Origin of the sequence: Streptomyces sp. NPDC002265, from assembly GCF_040296125.1 — a bacterium.
GTDB lineage: Bacteria > Actinomycetota > Actinomycetes > Streptomycetales > Streptomycetaceae > Streptomyces.
In genome coordinates this window covers 21,214-43,799 of record NZ_JBEOWS010000011.1, presented here as the reverse complement: position 1 = coordinate 43,799, position 22,586 = coordinate 21,214, and the positions used below count along the sequence as shown (strand labels likewise).

Annotated in this window: 20 protein-coding genes and 3 pseudogenes; 7 read left to right on the top strand and 16 right to left on the bottom strand. The window is 70.2% G+C overall.

The genetic code is table 11. From position 1 onward, the window contains the following. The first annotated feature begins 37 nt into the window (after positions 1 to 37). Positions 38 to 886, top strand: coding sequence for a helix-turn-helix transcriptional regulator (locus ABT085_RS03710; protein ID WP_351601471.1), 849 nt, complete (start codon positions 38 to 40; stop codon positions 884 to 886). A gap of 98 nt (positions 887 to 984) precedes the next feature. On the opposite strand, the pseudogene ABT085_RS46645 reads toward ABT085_RS03710, so the two are convergent. The 4 genes and pseudogenes from ABT085_RS46645 to ABT085_RS46630 all read right to left on the bottom strand — a co-directional run. Further along, positions 985 to 1,389: pseudogene (locus ABT085_RS46645) on the bottom strand (NPCBM/NEW2 domain-containing protein). 25 nt (positions 1,390 to 1,414) lie between these two features. Further along, entirely contained in the window at positions 1,415 to 1,846 is a 432-nt protein-coding gene (locus tag ABT085_RS46640) for an NEW3 domain-containing protein (RefSeq protein WP_502982613.1), read from the bottom strand. A 62-nt stretch (positions 1,847 to 1,908) separates the two neighbouring features. After that, the gene (locus tag ABT085_RS46635; protein ID WP_502982617.1) at positions 1,909 to 2,229 is read right to left on the bottom strand and encodes a hypothetical protein; all 321 of its coding nucleotides are present in this window, start codon (positions 2,227 to 2,229) and stop codon (positions 1,909 to 1,911) included. 112 nt (positions 2,230 to 2,341) lie between these two features. Further along, a pseudogene (locus ABT085_RS46630) lies at positions 2,342 to 2,512 on the bottom strand (glycoside hydrolase family 27 protein); the annotation flags it as partial. A 544-nt stretch (positions 2,513 to 3,056) separates the two neighbouring features. Between ABT085_RS46630 and ABT085_RS03700 the strand changes: the two are divergent. From ABT085_RS03700 to ABT085_RS03675, 6 genes and pseudogenes are all read left to right on the top strand, one after another. Further along, positions 3,057 to 4,262 (top strand): RNA-guided endonuclease InsQ/TnpB family protein, encoded by a 1,206-nt coding sequence (locus ABT085_RS03700; RefSeq protein WP_351601469.1) that lies wholly within the window; start codon positions 3,057 to 3,059, stop codon positions 4,260 to 4,262. Positions 4,263 to 4,297: 35 nt separating this feature from the next. After that, positions 4,298 to 4,426, top strand: a pseudogene (locus ABT085_RS03695) (aldehyde dehydrogenase family protein); the annotation flags it as partial. Between the two features lie 19 nt (positions 4,427 to 4,445). Then, positions 4,446 to 5,351, top strand: a complete 906-nt coding sequence (locus ABT085_RS03690; RefSeq protein ID WP_351601466.1) for an NAD(P)-dependent oxidoreductase — start codon at positions 4,446 to 4,448, stop codon at positions 5,349 to 5,351. A gap of 28 nt (positions 5,352 to 5,379) precedes the next feature. Then, entirely contained in the window at positions 5,380 to 6,180 is an 801-nt protein-coding gene (locus ABT085_RS03685; RefSeq protein ID WP_351601463.1) for a maleylpyruvate isomerase N-terminal domain-containing protein, read from the top strand. Positions 6,181 to 6,438: 258 nt separating this feature from the next. After that, positions 6,439 to 7,224, top strand: a complete 786-nt coding sequence (locus ABT085_RS03680) for an SDR family oxidoreductase (RefSeq protein WP_351601460.1) — start codon at positions 6,439 to 6,441, stop codon at positions 7,222 to 7,224. Positions 7,225 to 7,413: 189 nt separating this feature from the next. Further along, on the top strand, positions 7,414 to 9,699 hold the full coding sequence (locus ABT085_RS03675) for an FUSC family protein (protein ID WP_351601457.1): 2,286 nt from the start codon (positions 7,414 to 7,416) through the stop codon (positions 9,697 to 9,699). A 175-nt stretch (positions 9,700 to 9,874) separates the two neighbouring features. On the opposite strand, the gene ABT085_RS03670 is transcribed toward ABT085_RS03675, so the two are convergent. The 12 genes from ABT085_RS03670 to ABT085_RS03615 form a co-directional block, all read right to left on the bottom strand. After that, entirely contained in the window at positions 9,875 to 10,648 is a 774-nt protein-coding gene (locus tag ABT085_RS03670; RefSeq protein WP_351601454.1) for a glycosyltransferase family 2 protein, read from the bottom strand. A 190-nt stretch (positions 10,649 to 10,838) separates the two neighbouring features. Beyond that, positions 10,839 to 11,816 (bottom strand): sugar kinase, encoded by a 978-nt coding sequence (locus ABT085_RS03665; RefSeq protein ID WP_351601451.1) that lies wholly within the window; start codon positions 11,814 to 11,816, stop codon positions 10,839 to 10,841. Between the two features lie 10 nt (positions 11,817 to 11,826). Continuing rightward, positions 11,827 to 12,732: an SMP-30/gluconolactonase/LRE family protein gene (locus ABT085_RS03660; protein ID WP_351601448.1), complete on the bottom strand. Its 906-nt coding sequence runs from the start codon at positions 12,730 to 12,732 to the stop codon at positions 11,827 to 11,829. Then, positions 12,729 to 13,364, bottom strand: coding sequence for a bifunctional 4-hydroxy-2-oxoglutarate aldolase/2-dehydro-3-deoxy-phosphogluconate aldolase (locus ABT085_RS03655; protein WP_351601445.1), 636 nt, complete (start codon positions 13,362 to 13,364; stop codon positions 12,729 to 12,731). Before ABT085_RS03655 ends, ABT085_RS03660 begins: the two co-directional genes overlap by 4 nt. Positions 13,365 to 13,534: 170 nt before the next feature. Next, positions 13,535 to 14,332, bottom strand: coding sequence for a hypothetical protein (locus tag ABT085_RS03650; RefSeq protein WP_351601443.1), 798 nt, complete (start codon positions 14,330 to 14,332; stop codon positions 13,535 to 13,537). Further along, positions 14,326 to 15,471, bottom strand: a complete 1,146-nt coding sequence (gene dgoD, locus ABT085_RS03645) for a galactonate dehydratase (protein ID WP_351601440.1) — start codon at positions 15,469 to 15,471, stop codon at positions 14,326 to 14,328. The genes ABT085_RS03650 and dgoD overlap by 7 nt, the downstream gene beginning before the upstream one ends. Beyond that, positions 15,468 to 16,229: a FadR/GntR family transcriptional regulator gene (locus ABT085_RS03640; protein WP_351601437.1), complete on the bottom strand. Its 762-nt coding sequence runs from the start codon at positions 16,227 to 16,229 to the stop codon at positions 15,468 to 15,470. The genes dgoD and ABT085_RS03640 overlap by 4 nt, the downstream gene beginning before the upstream one ends. Before the next feature lie 51 nt (positions 16,230 to 16,280). Continuing rightward, positions 16,281 to 17,039 carry an SDR family NAD(P)-dependent oxidoreductase gene (locus tag ABT085_RS03635; protein ID WP_351601434.1) on the bottom strand — a complete coding sequence of 253 codons (759 nt, stop codon included), beginning with the start codon at positions 17,037 to 17,039 and terminating at the stop codon, positions 16,281 to 16,283. A 56-nt stretch (positions 17,040 to 17,095) separates the two neighbouring features. Then, on the bottom strand, positions 17,096 to 19,207 hold the full coding sequence (locus tag ABT085_RS03630) for an alpha-galactosidase (RefSeq protein WP_351601431.1): 2,112 nt from the start codon (positions 19,205 to 19,207) through the stop codon (positions 17,096 to 17,098). Continuing rightward, on the bottom strand, positions 19,204 to 20,118 hold the full coding sequence (locus ABT085_RS03625) for a carbohydrate ABC transporter permease (RefSeq protein WP_351601428.1): 915 nt from the start codon (positions 20,116 to 20,118) through the stop codon (positions 19,204 to 19,206). The genes ABT085_RS03630 and ABT085_RS03625 overlap by 4 nt, the downstream gene beginning before the upstream one ends. Further along, positions 20,118 to 21,014 carry a carbohydrate ABC transporter permease gene (locus ABT085_RS03620; RefSeq protein WP_351601425.1) on the bottom strand — a complete coding sequence of 299 codons (897 nt, stop codon included), beginning with the start codon at positions 21,012 to 21,014 and terminating at the stop codon, positions 20,118 to 20,120. Before ABT085_RS03620 ends, ABT085_RS03625 begins: the two co-directional genes overlap by 1 nt. A gap of 2 nt (positions 21,015 to 21,016) precedes the next feature. After that, positions 21,017 to 22,309 carry an ABC transporter substrate-binding protein gene (locus ABT085_RS03615; RefSeq protein WP_351601422.1) on the bottom strand — a complete coding sequence of 431 codons (1,293 nt, stop codon included), beginning with the start codon at positions 22,307 to 22,309 and terminating at the stop codon, positions 21,017 to 21,019. Positions 22,310 to 22,586 lie beyond the last annotated feature (277 nt).

Genomic DNA, 22,586 nt, shown 5'->3' with positions numbered 1-22,586 from the left:
CCTGGTTCGTCCGCGGGGGACGGACGACAATCGTTCCATGGACCGAGTAGCCCTGGCCGACTTCCTGCGCCGCCGCCGTGAGGCGCTTCAGCCGGAGGATGTGGCACTTCCTCCCGGCCCGCGCCGGCGGACCCCGGGCTTGCGGCGCGAGGAGGTGGCCTCCCTCGCCTTGATGTCGACCGACTACTACACCCGGCTGGAACAGCGGCGTGGTCCGCAGCCCAGCGCTCAGATGCTGGCCTCGCTCGCCCGCGCCCTGCGGCTGACCAGTGACGAGCGGACCTACCTGTACCGGATCGCCGGGCACCACGCGCCGACGACGCTGTCGGCCCACACGCATGTCGCCCCCGCGCTGCTGCGGGTGCTGGACCGGCTCGACGACACGCCCGCGATGATTCTGACCGACCTCGGTGAAACACTGGTGCAGAACCCGATGGCCATCGCCTTGTTCGGGGACGCCTCACGGCACACCGGGTTCGCCCGCAGCGCGATCTACCGTTGGTTCACCGATCCGGCGGAGCGCTCGATCTACCCCGAGGCCGACCACGATCGGCAGAGCCGTGCCCAGGTCGCCAATCTGCGGGCCGCCCACGGGCTGCGCGGACCGGGCTCGCGCGCCGGCGACCTCGTACGCACCCTCCAGAAGGCGAACGCGGAGTTCGCCGAACTGTGGGACCGGCACGAGGTCGCGCAGCGCTTCGAGGACCACAAGACACTCCTGCATCCCGAAGTCGGTCCGATCGAGCTGGACTGCCAGGCGCTGTTCACCGAGGACCAGTCCCAGACTCTCCTCGTCCTCACCGCCACACCACGCACCGAGGACTACGAGAAGCTGAGCCTGCTCGCTGCCCTCGGCCTGAACCGCTTCACGGAGGCGGAGGTGTGAGCAGTCGTTGTCTTCCTGCGATCACCCGTGTGCGGCGCGCTCTCCTCAGACTCGGTCGGCCGGACTCGGGCCGGGACTTTCCCGGTCGTGCCGCCGTCTCAGCACCTGAACGCGGCCTCCGCCCAGTCGGCGTGATCGTTGGTGATGCCGTCCCCGCCGTCGGTGGTGACGAGCTGGACTGTCCGCGCTCCCGCAATGCCGACCGATATCGGCTCGGGCCCGTCGGCATTGGTCAATCGTTCGGTCGTAAGCACGCGTTCACCGTCGGCTCAGACATCGAATGTGACCGTCCCCCCGCCGTTCTTCTCGTCGTCCACTCCGACCCGCGCCGAGAACGAGGTGCATCGGCCGCCCGTGTAGATCTCGAAGACGCCTGCCGCGTGCGTTCCGATTCCCTCGGCGAACACGGTGCCGCGCACCGTCATCGGATGGCCGTCACCCGCCTGGTCCTCTCCGTTGCTGGCGTCGCGTTCGGCGGGTCCCCAGCCGTTCTGCGCGCTCATCCAGGGCAGGTCACCGGCGAACGGGTCACCCGCCGCCGGCGGCGGGTGGGCGACGTAGTCCGTGAGGGCCGTCCGGTTGCCGGCCCGAGTGCCGGTCGGTGAGCGGTAGTCGGCAGCGAATACGAGGTCGTACGCACGACAGGGGCACCCGATGGTGCGGTGACGCGCCAGTCAGCGGCCGCGTCCAACCCGGAAGCAGTATGGGCTCGGTGGGCCTGCCCACAGCCTCGACCAGCCAGCCAGCGGGCGCGGTTACCTTGACATCGGTCCTGAAGGCCGGTGTGCGCCCCAGGTTGGTGACGGTGGTGGTGAGGGTGCTGGCGCGGTCGGCCTCCAGGATCGGAAGATCGCCGATGCCGAGTTCCGTGGCGGCAGGCAGGTTGGCCCAGCGGCCGTCCGCGGAGACCCGGCACAGGACGGTGCCGTGGGCGGGTACGGTGGCTACGATCGAGATCACCCAGCGGCCGCTCTCGGAAGAGACGACGGTCCCCTGTCTGCCGAGCGGGTCCTGGTCGACGGCTATGACCTCGCGGGTCTCGAGGATCTCGAGTGCGTCCGGGGTGGCGGTGCGCAGATCGGTGCCGATGAGCAGGGGCGCGGCACATGACCGACCACAGCGAGAAGTGAGTGCGGTTCGGTGTCCGTCATACCGCCGTTTCCGACTTCCAGCATGTCGGGGTCGTTCCAGTGGCCGGGTCCCTCATACGGAGCGAGGGGCAGATTCTGCTTCGCCAGCGACACCATGGAGGCCCAGTTGTCGCTGATGTCGGGCGTGGTGCGCCAGAGTTGACCGACATCCCCCGCCCATTCCCAGGGTTTGTTCTCGCCCCACTCGCAGATGCTGTAGACAATGGGGCGCGCCCTGTGACGGCGGTCGCCTCTCCCAGTGCGTCGCGCATATCGGTGTAGCGCCTGCGCTGGTGTAGATGCCGAACTTCAGCCCTTTGGCGTGCACGTAGTCGGCGACAGCCTTGATGCCGTGCGGGAACCGGACCGGATCGGGTACCAGCTTGCCGACCGAGTCCCGTTCGGGCAGTGCCCAGCAGTCGTCGAGGTTGACGTACTCGTACCCTGCGGCTTCAAGTCCCTTCTCGGCGAGAATGTCCGTGATGCCCTTGATCATGCTCGCGCGGCTTGACGATCGGTGATCGGTGGTCGATCAGGACCGCGCAGGCAACGAATCGAGGCATGCGCTGGTCAGGGCGCAGGCGACGTCGATGTGCCCGCGCACGGTACCCAGCCCGAGCAATTCGAACACCGGCACCGGTCGAGAGCTGCCTTTGGCCTGGCCCGCTCGGATACACGGTGCCGGGCTCCGCGTGATCTGAACCTATGGTTCAATCGCGAGTAGTTTCCCCATGGGCTGCAACTCGTGACCGATTCATGAAGCGCATGACTTCAGCACCTTTGGGTGTTTATGGAATGGCCATCCCTACGGACTGGGATCGAACCTGTGGAGCGAGGACGAGGCCGAACGCGAGCTGTTCGTGAGGGACGTGCAGCAGGCATGGCCTTCATCGGGGCCTTCCATGGTGGATACCCCGGCCTTCAGGCAGGGGGGAATCGAAGCTCCCGCGTAGCGGGGCAGGGAAAGTCGGTTCGCCGCCAGGGCGGAACGGCGTCCACCCCAGCTACCGGCATCCTTTCACAAGCTGACGAAGTATTATATGAGCCGTGAAGAGGCCACCCACGTGAAGCGGGCGTTCAAGTACCGCTTCTATCCGACCGATGCGCAGGCAGCCGAGCTGTCGCGTACGTTCGGCTGCGTGCGGAAGGTCTACAACCTCGCTCTTGCGGCACGCACCGAAGCGTGGATGCGACAGGAGCGGGTGAACTACAACCAGACGTCGGCGATGCTGACGGCCTGGAAGAAGACCGAGGAACTCGCCTATCTCAACGACGTTTCCTCGGTGCCACTCCAGCAGGCCCTTCGGCACCTGCAGACGGCGTTCACGAACTTCTTCGGCAAACGCGCCAGGTATCCGCGCTTCAAGTCGCGCAAGAAGTCTCGGAAGTCGGCGGAGTACACCGCCAGCGCGTTCCGGTTCCGGGACGGCCGGCTGACCCTGGCGAAGATGGCGCAGCCGCTCGATATCGTGTGGTCGCGTCCGCTGCCTGAGGGCGTGTTGCCGTCCACGGTGACCGTGTCGCAGGACGCGGCCGGACGCTGGTACGTGTCCCTGCTGTGCGAGGACCCGTCCGTGCAACCGCTGCCTGCCACCGAAGCGGCCGTCGGCATCGACATCGGGCTCGACCACCTGCTGACTCTTTCGACCGGCGAGAAGGTTTTCAACCCTCGGCACGAGCGCCGTGACCGCGGCCGTCTCGCCCAGGCCCAGCGCCGGCTTGCCCGCAAGGCCGGGGGTGGCGGCGCCAACCGCCGCAAGGCGCGTGGGAAGGTCGCCAAGGTCTACGCCCGGATCACCGACCGCAGGCGTGATCATCTGCACAAGCTCACCACTCGGCTCGTTCGTGAAAATCAAACGATCGTGATCGAGGACCTCGTGGTGCGGAACATGGTGAAGAACGGCCACTTGGCCCGCGCGATCAGTGATGCGGCGTGGTCGGAGTTTCGGGGCATGCTGGAGTACAAGGGCCGGTGGTACGGCCGCGAAGTGATCGCGATCGATCGCTGGTTCCCGTCCTCCAAGCTGTGCTCCGCGTGCGGCACCCTGCAGGACAGGATGCCGCTTGGCGTCCGCGTGTGGACGTGTGACTGCGGGGCGACCCACGATCGGGACGTGAACGCGGCGAAGAACATTCTGGCCGTCGGGCTGACGGCGTCTGTCTGTGGAGCCGGTGTAAGACCTCAACGGAGTACTCCGGGCGGGCAGTCGGCGATGAAGCAGAAACCCCTACGGCGCGAGCTGTAGGAATCCCCCTCCTTCAGGAGGGGGAGGAAGTCAACAACGGAAACACCACCAGCTATCCGGAGATCCCCTTCGGCGGCGTGAAGCGCAGCGGGTACGGCCGTGAGCTGGCGGACCTCGGCATGCGCGAGTTCATGAACGCCAAGACCGTCTGGGTCGGCGAGTGACGGGACGGAGGGCGCGACGATGAACAGTTCGAATCCGGCGTCCTCCGGACATGGCCGACCCGTGGTGGCGGTGCTGGGGATCGGCACCATGGGCGCGGCCATGGCCAGGAACATCGCGGCGGCGGGTCTGGCGCTGCGCGTGTGGAACCGCAACCGTGCCCCGGCGGAGGAACTGGCCGACACGGGAGCGGTGGTCTGTGACAGCCCGGCCGACGCCTGCCGCGGGGCGGACGTCGTCCTGACCCTGCTGGCCAACGAGCAAGTGGTCGCCGAAGTGATGGACCAGGCCCGCGACGGCCTGGACCCCCGCACGGTGTGGGTGCAGTCGTGCACCGTGTCACCCGAGGGCACCCACCGGCTCGCGGACCAGGCGAGGCGCCTCGGTGTCATCTACGTCGACGCGCCGTTGCTCGGCACCAAGGAGCCGGCCGTGGCCGGAACTCTTGGCATGCTGGCCGCCACCGACGACGAGAGCGCTCGGGAGCGCGTTCGTCCGGTGTTCGAGGCGGTCGGGTCCCGCACGGTGTGGCTGGACGAGGTCGGCCAGGCCAGCGGCCTGAAGCTCGCCTACAACGCCTGGGTCCTGGCGACCGTCGAGGGCGTCGCCGAGTCCCTCACGCTCGCCCGGGCGCTCGGCATCGACCCCCACAAGGTCATCGAGGCCATTGACGGCAGCGCGCTGAACAGCCGGTACGTTCAGACCAAGGGCCCGAAGATGATCGAAGACGACCTGGACACCCCGTCGTTCCCCCTGGAGGCCGCGGCCAAGGACGCCATGCTCATCACCGACACGGCCCGGGTCGCCGGGTTGCGTCTCGGCATCGCCGAGGTCGTGCGGGAACAGCTCGGCGTTGCTGTGGACCGGGGGATGGGACGTGCGGATGTCGCCGCCACATACAGGCAGTCGCGGCGGACAGCCCACTGAGTTCGACGCCCTGGGACAGGAGGCGACCATGACGTGGGCCGGTCTGGAATCCGCGCGGGTGAGCACCGTGCAACTCGCGGACATCGTGCCGCAGGTGGACGAGTCCGCGTGGGAGCTGCCATCCGCCTGCCCCGGCTGGCGCGTCATCGATGTGATCGCACACCTGGGGGCGCTGGCGCACGAGGCGGTCGAGCCCCCCGCTCCCGACCCCTCGTGGCCGAAGAACCGCGAGCGCTACCACGATCTGCGGGTCGGCGAGCGACGCGGCTGGAGCCATGACGAAGTACTCGACGAGTGGCGGCGCTTCACCCCCCTGCAACTGGAGATCCTGGAACAGGGACAGCAGGTGCCACAGGCGGACGAGCCGGTGGTCGTCCCCGGCCTCGGCACCTACCCCCGGCATCTGCTGGCCGACACCATGGCGTTCAACGTGCTGTGCCACCTGCGCTACGACCTCCTCGCACCGGGCGGCCCCCTGCCGTTGGTGCTCCCGCCACCGGACGACGCGCTCATCGCCCCGGCGGTCGAGTTTATGCTGGCCGGACTGCCGCAGATGCAGGGCCGCGAACTCGACGCCACTGTGGACGAACCTCTCGTGCTCGACCTGACAGGCCCGGGCGGCACGACCGTCACCGTGCTTCCCGCCCAGGGTCCGCACGAGCACCTGAGCGTCGTGCCCGGAGACACGGGCGCCACCACCCGCGTCCGCAGCACGGCGAGCAACTTCGTCTCGTGGGGCACGACCCGCACATCCTGGCGCGAGAGCTGCGAGATCACCGGCGCCCCAGCCACCGCGGAGCAGTTCCTGGATCGCTTGAACATCATCTGAGGCAGCCATCTGGAACGCCGGCATGGTCAAGGCTGTCCTCGCCTTCCGCCTCGCGTCGGCGTGATGTGAACTACGGCTCGCTCTGCGCCCGGCACCCGTCCGCAGGTGCGGAAGCCGGTTCTGGAGTAGTTTTGAGGAGGTGTTGTCGACATCGCAGCGCCCGCTCCGGAGGGAATGGAAGCACCGGAAAGTGCCCTGTGCCGGAAGCCGTACATCCCGACATGCTGCTCAGTCTTCCCGCTGTTCGGAAGGGGTCCCATGTCTGCACAACCCGGCATCTCGGCCGAGTCGCTGAATGGCCGTGTCGCGGTCATCACGGGAGCCTCCAGTGGGATCGGCGAGGCCACAGCCGAACAACTGGCAGCGCAGGGTGCTCGTGTCGCAGTCCTCGCACGGCGTGCCGAGCGGCTCGACAGTCTGGTCGACCGCATCGAGAAGAGCGGCGGGGATGCTCTGGCACTCACCGTGGATGTGACCGACACCGCCGCCGTGCAGGCAGCCGCGGACCGTGTAGCCGACGACTTCGGCGACGCCGACCTGCTCGTCAACAATGCGGGTGTCATGCTCCCCGCTCCCGTCGAGGAGCGTGCGACCGACCAGTGGCAGCAACAGATCGACCTCAATATCACCGGGCTCATGAACGTGATCGCTGCCTTCACACCTCAACTCGTCAGGGCAGCCGAAGACCGCGGCGTTGCCGATCTCGTCAACATGTCCTCGATCGCCGCACAGAATATTTTCCCGAACTTCGCGGTGTACTCCGGCACCAAGGCTTTCGTCACTCACCTCTCCCGGCATCTGCGTGTCGAGCTCGGACCCAAGAACGTACGCGTGTCCGCCATTGAACCTGGGATAGTCGGCACCGAGTTGCAGAGCCACGTGACCGATGAGGGTGCCCTGCAGTGGCTCGCCTCCTCCAAGGAGAGCGGCATGGCATGGCTCGCCCCCGAGGACATCGCCGATGTGGTCGGATTCCTCACCGCTCTCCCTTCGCACGTCAATCTCCAGCAGGTCACCATCATGCCCACCGCACAACCGAGTTGAACTGAAGGCATGCCATGGAGCCGAAGGCCGGTGGCGTGCTTGTCACACCGTGCCCAGGCGCGTGGTGTCGGGCCGTACCTGAGAAGGTCTCCACCCATGAGAATGCCCGGTGCCAAGGCCAGGGGCGCTGACAGCGACGTCCGCGGGAGCCGCTCAGCCGGCTCGTGGCCGGTCAAGGCAACGCGATGGGTGCGGGGGCACGACCCGGGGCTGTCGGCACTGCGGCGCGGGCTGCGGGCTGCCATCATCTCGCCTTCACTTCTCGCGCTGTCGCTTTTTGTGATCGGCAGCCAGACCGTGGCGGTGTTTTCTGCCTTCGCGCCTTTCGTGCTGATGATGTTCGTCGATTTCAGCGGCCCGATGCGTGAACGAGTGGCAGAGCAGAGCGCTCTCGTGGTGGCGTCGATCGTTCTGGTGGGCCTGGGCAGTCTCGCCGCCCAGGTGGTCTGGGTGGCGGGCGTCGTGACCCTGGTGATCGTCTTCGCCATCTTGTTCTGCGCGGTTCTCAGCTCGGTCCTGGCCGGTGCCTCCACTTCGCTTTTGATCAGTTTCGTACTCCCGGCGACGCTGGTCGGACCGGTCAGCTCGATCCCGGAGCGGATTGCCGGGTGGGGTATGGGGGGAGCGGCCGCGGTTGTGGCGGTTGCCTATATGTGGCCTCGGCCGCCGTGGGAGCCGCTGCGTGCCGTGACGGCGCGGGTGTTCTCCTTGGCGTCGCGGCAGTTGCGGGCCGAGGCGGACTGCGCAGGGAGGCCGTCCTCGCGGACTCCGCCGGTGCCGGAGTGTGTCGCACAGGAGACGACCGACGCCGTCGCCGCGGTCATGGAGGTCTTCCTCGTCGCTCCGCACCGCCCTACGGGCCTGTCCACCACTGCTCGAGCCATGGTCCGACTCGTCGACCGGGTCGCTTGGCTGGGCAAGTTGCTGGAGCGGTCTCCACCGCCCCCGCGGCACATGGCTGTCGGGGAGGCGGTGTGTGAGGTGCAGCGGGCCGCGGCGGTGCTGCTGGAACATGCGTCCGCCGCTCTGCTCGCTTCGTCCCTCCCGGCCGCGCGCGGACAGGGCGGCTCAGGTCCGGAGCGGGCCCGGACGGGCGTCCTGGCCGAGGAGAGCGCCCGCCTTGAGACCGCGCGGGCCAGGCTGGAGTCGGCGGTGACCGACTCCTTTCCCGTGAGGCAGGCCGCTGCTGAGGGTGAGCCGCTCACCGCGCTCGTCGGCTCGCTGCTGCCGGCCTTCCGCGCCCAGCGGATGAGCTTCGTCTGCGCGGTCATCGCCGCGGATGTCGAGCTTGCGGTCAGCGCGCGTCATCGCACCTGGTGGCAGCGGCTGTGGGGCCATCGTCCCGCGGGAGACCAGACCGGCATGGGCTCGGCTCGACAGCGTCTGGGGGAGCATCTGAACCGTCACTCGGTGTGGCTGCACAACAGTGTGCGCGGAGCCGTCGCCTTGGCGATCGGTGTGGTGCTGGCGCAGGTGACCGGAGTGGAGCACGCTTTCTGGGTCGTGTTCGGCACGCTGGCCGTGCTGCGGACCAATGCGGTGAACACAGGGCAGACCATCGGCCGTGCGTTGTTCGGCGCTGTGGTGGGCTTCGTCGTCGGTACGGTGGTCATCGTCGCGCTCAGTCCCTACCCCGTCGTGCTGTGGCTGCTGCTGCCACCGGCGATCATTCTGGTGGGACTCGAACCCTCGGTGGCCTCGTTCACCGCGGGGCAGGCCGGGTTCACCATCGTCCTGCTCATCCTCTTCACCATCGTCCAGCCGGTCGGCTGGCGGGTCGGGCTGGTACGCGTCGAGGACATGGCGCTCGGCTGTGCGGTGAGCCTGATCGTGGGGCTTGTGTTCTGGCCCCGTGGAGCGGCTGCGGCCCTGGGGCGGGCTTTGTGCGACGCTTTCGGTGCCGGCGCCAGGTATGTGGGTGCCGCGGTCGAGGACGGACTGACCCGGCCGGACCGGTCCCGTGTGCCTTCTCCGGAGGCCGCCGAGGAGCGGCGAGAGGCCACCGCTGCCGCGCGGATCCTGGACGATGCCTTCCGGGGGTACCTGGCCGAGCGCGGGACCAAACGGCTACCACTGTCGGACGTGGTCTGCCTGGTCAACACGGTCACCGCCCTCCGGCTCACCGGTGATGCGGTCGTCGATCTCTGGGCCGGTGCAGACCGCGGCGCGGGGACGGCCAGCACGGCACGCTCGGGGATCCTGGACGACAGCGACGCGGTCCTCGCGTGGTTCGAGACCTCGGGCCGTGCGCTGGCGGGCTCGGGTGGTGTTCCGGTCGGTGTGGTGGCGGGTGCGGTGGCAAGTGCGGAACTGTGGGGTGCGTTGAGCAGGGACGTGATGGGTGCTTCCGCCGAGGGTGTGGTTCCGGTGGCAGTACGGGAGGTGTGGACGGCGGATCATCTGGATGCGCTGCGTCGTCTGCAGACGCGTGTTCTTGGACCGGTGGAGGTGGCGGCGAGGGAGACGGCGGCCTAGCTCGCCTCTGTCGGGGATCTTGGGTTTTCCCGGTGCTCCAGCGTGATCAGCGCACATGCTCGAGAAGGCTTCGCAGGCCGATGCAGTTGGCGCACCGACCGCACCCACGTCCTGGCCGCCGGTCGGGCACCCGCGGAAACGTTGGCGCACCGGGCTCCGTGACCCCTGTCCGGATCTAGATGCGCGAGTTGCGCAGCGACTGCCGCACAGCGCCGGCCAGGGCCCGCGTCGCCCGAGGGACCGACAACTGCTCGTGCTCTCGGTACAGGGCCCAGTTGTACTGCACGAGCGAGAGCTTGTTGGAGGACAGTGATCCCGCCTGGTGGGCCCTGTACACCGCAAGCGGCTCGGCCAGGCCCCGGGCGTCGGCGCCGTCCCGCATGATCGACAGCCAGAGGGCGTAGTCCTGGCGCTTGCGCATCTCCGGCATCAGCCTCGTGCCCAGGACATTGCGGTCGTACATGGCGGTGAGAGCACCGATGTGGTCCTGGACCAGCATCGCGCGGTAGTCCACGTGCTCCCGCGCACGGATGACCCGCCCGTTGGGAACCCAGTCGGTGCTCTCGCCGTCGTGGTCGGCGTCCATCTTGAAGTACGAGGTGAACGTCAAAGGCGCATCGCCTTCCGCGGCGAAGGCGAGCTGCTTCTCGGTCTTCTCCGGGAGCCACATGTCGTCGCTGTCGAGGAAGGCGATGTAGTCCCCGCGGGCCCGCTCGATCGCGAGATTGCGGGCCCGGCCCGCACCGCCCTGCTCGGGTGCCGACTTCGGCAGGACGCGCTCGTCCTGCTCGGCGAACTCACGGAGCAGGTCCATGGAGCCGTCGGAGGACTGGTCGTCGGTGACCAGCAGCTCCACGTCGCTGTGGGTCTGTGTGAGCACCGATCGGACGGCTGCGCCGAGGGTGGCCGCCGAGTTGTACACGGGCATCACGACAGACACCAGGGGCACAGCACTTCTCCTTGCCTGACCAGGATCGACGGTCCATTCAAGCACCGCAATCGAGTGTGAGCTGCCACGCATGTCGTTGTCGCTGGTCAGGGCCACGACTGCCGCAGAACGGCAGGCGAGACGGCTCGGGGTTCCGATGGGCGGCCCCCTACGGGATGAGGTGTCCCGGAGGGCGCCCCCCCAGCAGGAATCAGTCGATCACGGCGGAGCGCCAGGTCTCCTCGTCGGCGTCCAGGAGAGCTGCGAGGAGTGCGGGGTCGGGCAGCGGGCCGTGGTCGGCGGCGACCCGCAGCGCCGAGGCCGCGGTCAGATGGCCGAGCCGCAAAGCGCGGTCCACGGGCAGCTGCCGCAGCAGGCCGGCGAGGAATCCGGCGGCGAACGCGTCGCCCGCGCCCACGGGTTCGGCGACCCGTACCTTCAGGGCGGGCACACGGTGGACGGCGTCGCGGACGAATGCGGTGGCCGCGCGGTCCCCGTCCTTGACCACGAGGACGTCCGGGCCGGACAGCAGGTCACGAACCCCCTCGGCATCGGTGATGCGGTCCCCCCACAGGGCCTGCGCCTCGTCGAGGCCGACGAGGACGATGTCGGCCAGGTCCGCGAGCGGGCGCAGCTCGTCGGCCGCGGAGCGGCCGGACCACAGGGCGGGGCGGTGGTTGACGTCGAAGCTGACGGGCCACGGGCGGTCCGGGCGCAGCGTGCGTTCGACGAGGGCCCGGCAGCCGGGCGACAGGGCGGGGGTGATTCCGCTGAGGTGGACCAGCGCGGCGTCCGTGAACGCCGGGTCGTCGAGGACGTCAGGGGTGAGGGCCGAGGCGGCGGAGCCGGCCCGGCGGTAGTGGACGCGGGTGCCGTGCGCGCCCGGGTCCTTGAACAGCAGTCCCGTGGGGCGTTCCGGGTCGGTGCGGACGCCGCTCACGTCGACCCCGCCCGCGGCGATCCGGGCGCGGACGCGACGGCCGAAGGGGTCGTCGCCCACGGCGGACACCCAGCGGGCGGGAATGCCGTGGTCGGCGAGGTAGAGGGCGACGTTCGACTCGGCGCCCGCGATGTCGACGCGCAGCAGGTCGGCGCCGTCCAACGGCCCCAGGGGGTCGGGGGCGAGGGCGGCCATGGTCTCGCCGACGCAGGTCACAGGGCCGTCCCGCAGTGGCCGTTCGGTGTACATGGTGGGGTTCCTAGGGGGTGTCGGCACGGTCCGGTGGGGCCGAGACGGAGGAGATCGCCGGGCGGTACGGGGCGGCCGGGGTGCCGGGCACGTCGACCCGGACCGCGAGGACGGCACCGTCGAGCGGTCCCGGATCGGGCAGGCCGATGCGCGCGCTGGTGACGAGGAGCGTACGGCCGTCCGGACCGCCGAGACAGAGTCCCGCGGGCTGCCCGGCGGGCAGTTCGACGACCCGGTCGATGCTGCCGTCGGGCCGGTAGCGGTGGACCTGACCGGCGCCCCAGACCGCGGTCCAAAGGCAGCCCTCGATGTCGGTGGTCATGCCGTCGGGGCTGCCGGATGTGAGGGCGACGAAGAGTTCGGGTGTGCCCGGGTCGCCGGTCACCGGGTCGACCGGGTAGCGGCGGATCACACCCCGGGCGCTGTCGGCGAGGTACATGACGGTTCCGTCGGCGTTGAAGGCAGGGCCGTTGGGAATCGTGATGTCCTGAAGGACGCGGGTGACGTGGCCGTCGCGGTCCAGGCGGTACAGGGAGCCCGCTTTGTCGGTGGCCTCGTACGCCATGCTGCCGGCCCAGAAGCGGCCGTGCGGGTCGGCGACGCCGTCGTTCATCCGCATCGGCACGCGTGCGCCGTCCTCGGGGCGCCCGATCCAGTCGACGCGGCCCGCGGGGTCGATGTGGCAGATGCCGGTGCCCGCCGCGGCGATCCAGTGGCCGGGACGCCCTTCCACCGGTGCCACGGCGCCCAGCGGGCAGGGCAGTTGCGTGATCTGCTCGAGCGATTCGTCGGGCTTGTCGGGCAGGGCGAGCAGCCTGCCGGTGAGGATGTCGGTGAGCACGGTGCGGCCGTCCGTCCAGCGGATGCCCTCGCCCAGCTCCAGACGGTCGCTTCCCAGGACCGGGGGAGTGGTCACGGGCGTTCCTCCGTGCGGACGACGTCCAGGAAGGCACGTGCGCGCTCGCGCAGGGCGGTGAGGTCGCCGCCCGCCGCGGCGTCGCCGATCAGGGGAGAGCCGACGCCTACGGCTGTGGCTCCGGCGCGCAGGTAGTCGGCGGCCGCCGCGGCGTCCACTCCTCCGACCGGTACGAAGGGCAGGTCCGGGAAGGGACCGCGCAGGTCTCGCAGGTAGCCGGGCCCCCCGGCGCTGCCGGCCGGGAAGAGCTTCAGGGCGTCGGCGCCGAGCCGTTGGGCCTGGAGGATGTCGGTGGGGGTCATCACGCCCGCGAGGACGGGGAGTCCGAGTTCCCGGCCGGTGGCGATGCCTTCGCTGACCGCCGGGGTGACCAGGAACGCGGCGCCGGCCTTATGGGCGGCGCGGGCGTCGTCGGAGGTGAGCACGGTTCCGGCGCCGAGCAGCGCGTCGGCGCCCAGCGCGGCACGGGCCCGGGCGATGACGTCGAGCGCGTCACGCCCGGAGAGCGAGACCTCGATGAGGGCGACCCCCTCCTCGGCGAGGGCGAGCACGGTGTCGAGTGCGGCGTCCGGGTCGCTGCCGCGGACGATGGCGAGCAACCGGTGGGCGCGCAGCGCGGCGAGCAGGTTCATCCGGAATCCTTTCTGGTGACGGGTGTTGAGAGGCGGCGGGTCTGGTGACGGATGTTCGGAGACGACGGGTCTGGTGAGGATGTTGTGAGCCGGCCGGGCTGGTGACGGGAGTTGAGAAACGGCCGGGCTGCTGACGGGAGTTGAGAAGCGGCCGGGTAGGTGACGGGTGTTCAGAGGCGGCGGTCCGCGGTGACGGTCAGCCGCCAGGCGACCTCGCCGCTCGCCGGTACGACGGCGGTGTCGCCCTCGCCCGCCGCGGCGCGGTCGAAGACGCGCCCGAGCATCGGCTCGACGCCGATCGAGCGGTACGGCGCGTCCTGGGGGAAGCCGCCGAGGTTGCGCCAGAGAGCCACCGCGACCGGCTGCCCGTCGGCCTCGACGGACAGGTGCAGGGTGTCGGTACCGTCGTGCACGGACACCCGGGAGGTCAGAACGACCGCTCCGACGGCGCTGCCGTCGTCCGGGCCGAGCCGGTCCAGCGGCACGCCGCCGACGGAGGGCCAGGCGCCGGCGACCCATCGGTCGCCCTCGTCCGGGTAGAGCCGTGCGAGGGCCGGCCCGGCGACGCCGATCAGGGCGGCCGCCGAGAGGTCCAGCAGGGCGTGGGCGGCCCATACGAAGCGGTAGCCGGGCTCGGCGGCGAGCGTGTAGTCGGCGACGACCGCGTTCCCTTGTTCGCCGATACGCCGGGTGAGCCGGAAGTCGGGGCACTCCACGGTGTCCTCGTCCCCGGCCCGCCGCCAGGACCGCGACCAGGCGTCCCCGTGGTCGGGCAGCCCGCGCACGGTGGGCACGCACTCCTCCAGCCCTCCGGCGTCGGCGAAGGAATCACCGGGCCGGACCAAGGGGCGGCGAGGTTCGTCGCGATGCCACAGCCACTCGCGGTCGCCCGCGGTCAGCGATGTCCAGCGTCCGCCGTGGTCCGCGTCGGCGGCGACACGCACGGGCAGCGGGATGACGCTCACCATTCGGCGAAGGAGCCGTCGGCGTGCCGCCAGACGGGGTTGCGCCAGGCGTGGCCGGACCGGTCGGCATTGCGTACCGCGTCCTCGTCGACGGCGATCCCGAGTCCGGGCAGTTCGGTGCGGTGCGCCTGGCCGTCGACGAAGCGGAAGGGCTCGGTGTCGACCAGGTAGGACAGCAGGTCGGCGTCCTTGTTGTAGTGGATGCCCCGACTCTGTTCCTGGATCAGGAAGTTCGGCGTGGCGAAGGCGACCTGCAGGCTCGCGGCCAGCGCGATCGGTCCGAGCGGGCAGTGCGGCGCCAGGTGGGCCCCGAAGGTCTCGGCGAGCGAGGCGATCCTGGTGACCTCGGATATCCCGCCGGCATGCGAGAGGTCCGGCTGGGCGACGGCGATGCCGGCCGTCAGCGCCGGGAGGAACTCGGCGCGCCCGTAGAGCCGTTCACCGGTGGCGAGTGGCACCGGTGAGGCGGCGACCAGGCCCGGCAGCAGGTGTCCCTGCTCGGGCAGGACGGGTTCCTCGACGAACAGCGGGTGCAGAGGGGCTATCTCGTGCAGCACGCGCCGCGCGTTGGCGGCGCTGAAGCGTCCGTGGAAGTCGACGGCGACGTCCCGGTGCGGGCCCAGAACCTCGCGGGCGGCCGCCACGCGCTCCACGACGGCGGCCGTCTCGGCGGGGCTGCCGATCGGCGGGGTGCGCCCGGCGGCGTTCATCTTGACCGCGGTGAAGCCGGCCTCCACCTGGGCGGCGACCTCCTCCTTGAGCCGGTCCGGTTCGTCGCCGCCGACCCAGGCGTACACCCGTACCGTGTCGCGGACCGGGCCGCCGAGCAGGGTGTGCACGGGTACGCCGAGGGACTGGCCGGCGATGTCCCACAGGGCCTGGTCGATGCCGGCGACGGCGCTGGACAGGACCGGCCCGCCCCGGTAGAAGCCGCCCTTGCTCAGCACCTGCCAGTGGTCCTGGATCCGCAGCGGGTCCTGGCCCACCAGGTACTCCGACAGCACCTCGACGGCCGACCGGACCACCTCGGCCCTGCCCTCCACCACCGGCTCGCCCCAGCCGACGACACCCTCGTCGGTCTCGATGCGGCAGAACAGCCAGCGGGGCGGGATGAGAAAGGTCTCGACGCGCGCGATCTTCACTGTGCCTGGCCGTCCTTCTGCTCCGATGAACCGTCCGCGCCCTGCGGCGCCTGCGGACCGCTGACCCGGTCGAGATCGCGCGACGCCTGATCGAGCAGGGCGCGCATGGCGCGTTCCGCGGCGTCCGGGTCCCGGTCGCGCACCGCGTCGAGGACGGCTCGGTGGCTGGGGACCGGGTCCTCGCTGTGCGGGGCGCTGTGCACGAGCTGGTCCCGCTGGGCGAGGCCCGACTCGATGACCATCTCCATGCGTTCCAGCAGTTCGTTGTGGGTGGCCGCGAGCAGCGCCCGGTGGAAGGCGAGGTCGGCCTCGACGGCGTCGCTCGCGCCTCCCTGCTGTCCCATGGCGGTCAGGGCCGCCTCCAGCGCCTCCAGGTCGGCGTCGGTGCGACGGTCCGCCGCGAGGCGTACGGCCGCGGGCTCGATGATGCCGCGGACCTCGCCGAGATTGCGCAGCAGCGCGGTGTCCGCGCCGGTGGCGCTGCTCTCGGAGAACTGCCAGCGCAGCATGTCGGCGTCGAGCAGGTTCCAGTCCGAGCGGGGCCTGACGAAGGTGCCGCGCTTCTGCCGGGCGTCGACCATGCCCTTGGCGGCGAGCACCTTCAGGGCCTCGCGCAGGGCGGTCAGGCTGACGTCCAGTTCGCTCTGCAGGGCCGCCATGTCGAGCGTCGCTCCCTCGGGGATGGCGCCGCTGAGCACCCGGTGGGCGAGGGCCTCCACGGTCTGGCCGTGCACCCCGCGGCGTGCGTAGGGCCTCATAGGTATGCCTTTCATGCTGTTCGGTCGGTGGCTGGAGCGGTCGGTGTGGCGTCAGGCCGAGGACTTGGTGACGCTCCAGCCGCCGTCCACGAGCAGACTCGATCCGGTGATGTACGAGGCTTCGTCGGCGGCGAGGAAGGCGACGGCGGCGGCGACTTCCTCGGGGGTGCCGAAACGGCGGGCCGCGGTCTCGGCGACGCTGAGTTCGCGGTCGGCCTGCGGGACCCGGTCCCACGCGGCGGTCAGGATCGGCCCCGGCAGTACCGCGTTGACGCGGACGTCCGGGCCGTACTCGACGGCGAGTTGACCGCACAGGGAGAGCAGGGCGCCCTTGCTCGCCGCGTACGCGGGGTGGCCGGGGATGCCCCGGTGCGCGTGCACGGAGGAGACGAGCACCACGGACCCGCCGTGCGCGCGCAGGTCGGGCAGTGCCGCCTTCACCCCGAGGAAGGCACCGGTGAGGTTGACCGAGAGCTGCCGCTCCCAGGAGGCGAGCGTGGTCTCGTGGGCCGGCGCGACGGCCACCGTGTACGCGTTGCTCACCAGGACGCCCACGGGCCCGAAGCCGTGCGCGGCGGTGACGACCCGTTGCCAGTCCTCCTCGCTGGCGACGTCGGCGGCCACGAACACGGCCCTGGCCCCGTCCTTGCGCAGCCGCTCGGCGGTCTCCTCGCCGCGCTCGGCGGCGATGTCGACGAGGACGACGGCCGCGCCCTCCGCGCTCAGGCGGGCCGCGCAGGCCGCTCCGATGCCTGACGCGGCGCCCGTGACGACGGCGACACGATGGGTGAAACGGGCGGCTGGGTTCATGGGGTGGATCTTCTCCTGTTCGAGGGGCCGGCGGGGCGCGGATTCGTCCGCTGTCGTCACTGACGGGTCAGGACGGTCAGTTCCGCGTCGTGTTCAGCGGTCCAGGCGTACGGCAGGCCCGAGTGCAGCAGATGGGCGCCGCTGTAGCGGGTTCCGGTGGCGGTGTCGGTGTAGACGGACGTCGGGGTGAGGCCGCGCAGGCGCAGCCGGGCGGGACGTCCGGGCACCAGGGGCGCGCCGTCCAGCGGTCCGGTGTTCCAGGCCGTCACCACCACACGGGCGCCGCCTGGTTCCTCGAACTGGACACCGCATGTCGGGTCTGCGGGGCTGCCCAGCAGATGGACCTCGCCGTGGTGGACGACGTTCCGGATCTCCTTGTACCGGGCGATCCACCGTGCGGCCTCGGCACGCTGCTGCGGCGTCCAGTGACGGATGTCCGCGCCGATGCCGAGCACGCCCGCCATGGAGTTGACGAAGCGGAAGGCGAGCGAGCGCGGCCTGGCATCGAAGACGCCGGGGGCGTCGGTGACCCAGGAGCTCATGGTGTGCGGGGCGTGCGCGTGGAGGTAGCCGTACTGGATGCGCAGCCGGTCCATGGGCGCGGTGTTGTCGCTGGGCCACACCACATCGGTGCGGGCGATGGTGGCGTGCTCGACGCGGGCGCCGCCGCCGGCGCAGCCCTCGACCGTGACATGCGGGTGGGCGCTGCGCAGATGGTCCAGGACGCGGAGGTAGCCGGCGACGTGCGCGGCGTCGAGGTCCTGCCGCTCCGGGTCGGGGCCGTCCGGATGGCCCGGGCGGCCGCGTTCGGTGGGAGGCCGGTTCATGTCCCACTTGAGATAGCCGATGGCATGGGAGCCGAGCAGCCGGTCCAGGGTGTCGATGACGAATTCCTGGACGTCCGCACGGCCGAGGTCGAGCAGGAGCTGGTTGCGTACGAGTGTCACCGGGCGGCCGTCGATGCGGTACACCCACTCGGGGTGCTCGGCGTACAGCTTCGAGCGGGGACTGATGCCCTCGGGCTCGACCCACAGGCCGAAGTCCATGCCGAGGGCGCGTACGTCCTCGACGAACCGGTCGAATCCGCCGGGGAACTCGGCCGGGTCGGGGTACCAGTCGCCGAGGCCGCCGGTGTCGTCGGGGCGGCCGGTGAACCAGCCGTCGTCGACGACGAAGAGTTCGGCGCCCAGCTCGGCGGCGACCGTGGCGAGTTCGAGCTGGCCCGCGGCGTCGACGTCGAAGCCGGTGGCCTCCCACGAGTTGTACAGGACCTTGCGGGGACGGTCGATGCGCTCGCCGGTCAGGTGCCGCTCGTAGCGGTGCCAGACCCGGGCCAGGCCGTCGAGGCCGTCCGGGCTGAAGGCGCAGGCCAGGCGGGGCGTGACCAAGGTGGTGCCGGGAGCGAGGCGGACGGCGCCCTCGTGGGGCACCCGGCCGGCGCGCACCCGCACCGCGCCGCCGGGCTCGGCGTCGGCGGTGATCCGCCAGTTGCCGGACCACTCCAGCGCGATGCCGTACGTGGGGGTGGCTCCCTCGGCGGGGAAGGCGGCGTCCTGGACGGCGAGCCACGGGTGGTAGGCGTGGCCCGCCGAGCCCTGGGTGCTCTCCATCTCGAAGCGCCCGCGCTGCAGTTCCACGTTCTTGAGCTGGAACTCCTGCGACCACTGCCCGGCCAGGTACGTCAGCCGCGCGCCGCCCTGGACGGGCACGTTGACGGCCGCCGAGTCGAAGCGCTCCAGCCGCACCTCGTCCTCGCCGGTGCAGGCGAGCTCCGTCCAGCGCAGGACGACATCGGTGCCGGGCACCGTCTCGTAGCACAGCGTGGTGCGCAGTCCGAGGAGGTCGTCGGCGAACTCCAGCCGCAGCGCACGGTCGCCGTGCTGCGTGGCGCCGTCGAAGCGCCACCAGCTGCCGCGGTCGCCGCCGGGGCGGGAGGCGATCAGGTCGGCGCCGGTGAACGGCCGCAGCCCGTAGGGGATGTACTCGGCCGGGGCGGCGTCGGCTGGGGTGATGAAGTGGGTGCGACGGGACCAGTCCATGGGCGACGGTCCGTCCTCGGCGCCGTGCGGCCCCCACGCGGCGAGTTCGGCCCAGCGTCCGTCGCCGCCGAGGGTGACGGCGTAGGTGGTGGTGTCGGTGCACAGCAGCCACCGGTCGGGGGCGGTCACTTCACGGCTCCGAGGTTCAGTCCGGCCACGAAGTGGCGCTGGAAGCGGAGGAAGACGGCCACGGTCGGGGCGGCGGCGATCACCGAACCGGCCGCGATGACGTTCCACATGGACACGTACTGGCCCTGCAGCCCGATCAGTGAGGCGGTGACGGGCATCTGGCTGTCGGTGCGCAGCACCGTGATGGCCCACAGCAGGTCGTTGAAGATCCAGGTGAACGACAGGGCGGTCAGCGCCGCCAGTGCGGGGCGGGCCAGGGGCAGGATGATCCGCCAGTAGATCTGCCACGGGCTCGCACCGTCGATGACGGCGGCCTGCTGGATCTCACCGGGGATCGCCCGCATGAAGCCGTGCAGGACGAAGACGTAGAAGCCGACGCCGAAGCCGACCTGCACGCCGATCAGGGCGTACAACTGGTCGTAGATGCCCAGTACTTCGCTCAGTTTGGAGACCGGGATCAGCAGGATCTGCGGAGGCAGCAGGTTGCCGCCGAGCATGAGCAGCAGCAGGACGCGCCGGAAGGGCAGGTCGTAGCGGCTGAGCGCGAACGCCGCCATGGAGGCCAGGCCGAGGGAGAGTGCCACGGTGGGCAGGGTGACCAGCATGCTGTTGATGAGCGCGCGCTGCTGGCCGCCGTCCACCCACGCCTGGCGGAAGCCGTCGAGGGTGAACGAGTGCGGCCGACTGCCCACTCCGTGCGCGGCGATGTCGTCGAACGTGCGGGTACTGGTGACGAGCACGAGGACGATCGGCAGCAGCCACAGCGCGGACAGCGCTCCCGCGGAGAGGTGGAAGCCGGCCGTGCGCAGCCTGCGGCCGTCCAGGACGGGGCGGCGGGTCGTCGCGGTCTTGGCGGATGCGGTGGGGACCTCGGTGTCCTCGGCGTGTGCGGCCGTGTGGGTGGCGGTCATCAGTCGGCCTCCCGGAAGGCGCGCACGAGGTAGCTCACGATGACGCCGAAGGCCAGGACGAAGATGACGACGGCGAGTGCGGAGCCGTATCCCAGACGCAGGGACTGGAACGCGGTGGAGTACATGTAGGTGCTCAGCAGTTCGGAGGAATGGTAGGGGCCGCCGCGGGTGAGCGCCCATACGACGTCGAACGAGCGCAGCGAGTCGATGACGATCACCGACAGGACGACCGCGTTGACGCTGCGCAGCTGCGGCAGGGTGATGTGCCGGAACTGCTGCCAGCGGGTGGCGCCGTCGACCTTGGCGGCCTCGTACAGGACGGGGTCGACGCCCTTGAGGCCGGCCAGGTACAGCACCATCACATAGCCGACCTGGCGCCACAGCGCGGGCACGATCACCGCGTAGAAGGCGGTGTCCTGGTCGGCGAGCCAGGCGTGCTTCCAGCCGCCGAGACCGACGGCCCCCAGCACGTTGTTGATCAGGCCGTCCGGCTGGTACATGGCCTGCCACACCAGCGCGGTCGCGACCAGCGAGAAGACCACCGGCAGGAAGAGCGCCGCCCGGTAGAGCCCGATGCCGCGCCGCTCCTTCTGCAACAGCATCGCGGTACCGAGCCCGAGGGCCGCGGAGAGCCCGCCGAAGAGCAGCAGCCACAGCACCATGTTGATCGCGGCGGTGCGGAAGACCGCGTCGTGCACCATCTCGCTGTAGTTGCCCAGGCCGACGAACTTCGGGGCCGCCAGGCCGTCCCAGGAGGTGAGGGAGAGATAGAAGCCCTGCAGGGCCGGCCAGAAGACCCAGAACCCCTCGGCGAGCAGCGGGACGAGGACGAAGGCCAGGACCACCGGGGGCACCCGGGTGGCCCTGGACCGTCGTGCGGAGCCGATCAGCGCCATCGTCACTGGCTCCAGATCTTCTGTGCGCTGCGCTGCCAGGTGGTGAGGATGGAATCGATCTCCTTGGGCTTGGCCAGGTAGTGCACCAGGGCCGTGTCCGCGGTCGGCTGGAGCGCGTCGCTGGAGTCCCGGTTGAAGAACTGGGTGAGCTCGGCGGCGCTCTCGATGAGCTTGCGGCCCTTGAGGACGAGCGGGGTGCCCGCGTCCTTGGCGTCCGGGTGGGTCGGCAGCGAAGTGCCGGACGAGCTCTTGAGGTAGAGCTCCTGCGCCTCGGCGGTGGCGAGGTAGCGCATCAGCTCCTTGACGTCGTCGGCACGTCCGGTGCGGGCGCTGGCGAAGTAGCCGTCGGTGGGCGCCTCTTCGGCGACCGGCACGCTCGGGTCGATGATGGGGAACTGGAAGAAGTCCAGGTCGCCCAGGGCGTCCTTGGGCGCGGCGTCGGCGAAGAAGGTGCCGATGAGCATCATGCCGGTCCGGCCCTGGAGCAGGGCGGTGGTGGCGTCCTGGAAGGGGATCGCCGTGCCGTTCGGGTCGAAGTACGGGCGGACCTCGTCCCACTTGTCGAAGACCTTGCGGACCTCGGGGCCGTCGAAACGGTGCTTACCGGCCAGGAGTTCGCGGTGGAACGTGGCGCCGTTGACGCGGATGTCGAGGTAGTCGAACCATGCGGAGGCGACCCACGGGGTGTCGCCGCCGGCGCCGAGGCCGATCGGGGCGACGCCCTTGCTCTTGAGCTTGTCGCACAGGTCGAGGAACTCGTCCCAGGTCTTGGGCTCCTGCACGCCCCACTTCGCGAAGTTGGACTTGCGGTAGAACATGCCCCACCAGTAGTAGCTGGTGGGCACGAAGACCTTCTTGCCGCTGGAGGCCGAGGTGCAGAGGTTCTTCAGCGCGTCGGAGTAGCCGGAGAGCTCGGGCTTGGTCCAGATGTCGTCGAGGTCGAGGAGGAGGTCCTTCTTGGCGTACGACTCGGCGACGGAACCGGGGTACCAGGTGTAGACGTCCGGCGGGTTGGCCGACGTGAGGTAGGTCGGCAGCTGCGTGCGGAAGGTCTCCGAGGCGACGGTGTTCAGCTGTGCCTTGGCGTCGCCGCGCTTGTCGAAGGCGGCGACGATCTGCTGCATCGCGGTCTTCGCCTGCGGCGAGGAGAGGTTGGACTGCAGGGTCACGGGGCCGCCGGACTTACCTCCGGAGGCGGACGGGCTCGAGGTGACGCAGCTGCTGAGCAGTGCGCCGGCGCCGACTGCGCCTGTTCCTATGAGGAATCTGCGGCGGGTGGCGTTGAAGGCGGTCATCTGTGCACTCCCTTGGTGCCCATGGAACGGAGCTTGAGGCCCCCTGACGGCCCGGCTCCGGGCGCGGCAGGCACAGCTTGGCTCAGGGGTCTCAAGGCCGTCAAGATTAATTAGTAATTTATTCTGTGGAGGGTGTGTCCCGGGGCGGACAAGCCCCGGGGACACACCCGTTGCTGCGGGGTGAAGCCGGATCGGGCGGTGATGCGATGGTGCTGTGCTACGGAACGGCGCAGGCGGAACTGGAATGAACCGGCTGAAACCGCATGGACCTGATGTA

Excerpts from the sequence above, each read along its gene's own strand:
- ABT085_RS03685 (WP_351601463.1), top strand. The coding sequence starts at position 5,380 with ATGACGTGGGCCGGTCTGGAATCCGCGCGGGTGAGCACCGTGCAACTC.
- ABT085_RS03680 (WP_351601460.1), top strand. The coding sequence starts at position 6,439 with ATGTCTGCACAACCCGGCATCTCGGCCGAGTCGCTGAATGGCCGTGTC.
- ABT085_RS03650 (WP_351601443.1), bottom strand. The coding sequence starts at position 14,332 with ATGGTGAGCGTCATCCCGCTGCCCGTGCGTGTCGCCGCCGACGCGGAC.
- ABT085_RS03690 (WP_351601466.1), top strand. The coding sequence starts at position 4,446 with ATGAACAGTTCGAATCCGGCGTCCTCCGGACATGGCCGACCCGTGGTG.
- ABT085_RS03615 (WP_351601422.1), bottom strand. The coding sequence starts at position 22,309 with ATGACCGCCTTCAACGCCACCCGCCGCAGATTCCTCATAGGAACAGGC.
- ABT085_RS03625 (WP_351601428.1), bottom strand. The coding sequence starts at position 20,118 with ATGACCGCCACCCACACGGCCGCACACGCCGAGGACACCGAGGTCCCC.
- ABT085_RS03635 (WP_351601434.1), bottom strand. The coding sequence starts at position 17,039 with ATGAACCCAGCCGCCCGTTTCACCCATCGTGTCGCCGTCGTCACGGGC.
- ABT085_RS03655 (WP_351601445.1), bottom strand. The coding sequence starts at position 13,364 with ATGAACCTGCTCGCCGCGCTGCGCGCCCACCGGTTGCTCGCCATCGTC.
- ABT085_RS03710 (WP_351601471.1), top strand. The coding sequence starts at position 38 with ATGGACCGAGTAGCCCTGGCCGACTTCCTGCGCCGCCGCCGTGAGGCG.
- ABT085_RS03665 (WP_351601451.1), bottom strand. The coding sequence starts at position 11,816 with ATGTACACCGAACGGCCACTGCGGGACGGCCCTGTGACCTGCGTCGGC.
- ABT085_RS03620 (WP_351601425.1), bottom strand. The coding sequence starts at position 21,014 with ATGGCGCTGATCGGCTCCGCACGACGGTCCAGGGCCACCCGGGTGCCC.
- ABT085_RS03700 (WP_351601469.1), top strand. The coding sequence starts at position 3,057 with ATGAGCCGTGAAGAGGCCACCCACGTGAAGCGGGCGTTCAAGTACCGC.
- ABT085_RS03640 (WP_351601437.1), bottom strand. The coding sequence starts at position 16,229 with ATGAGGCCCTACGCACGCCGCGGGGTGCACGGCCAGACCGTGGAGGCC.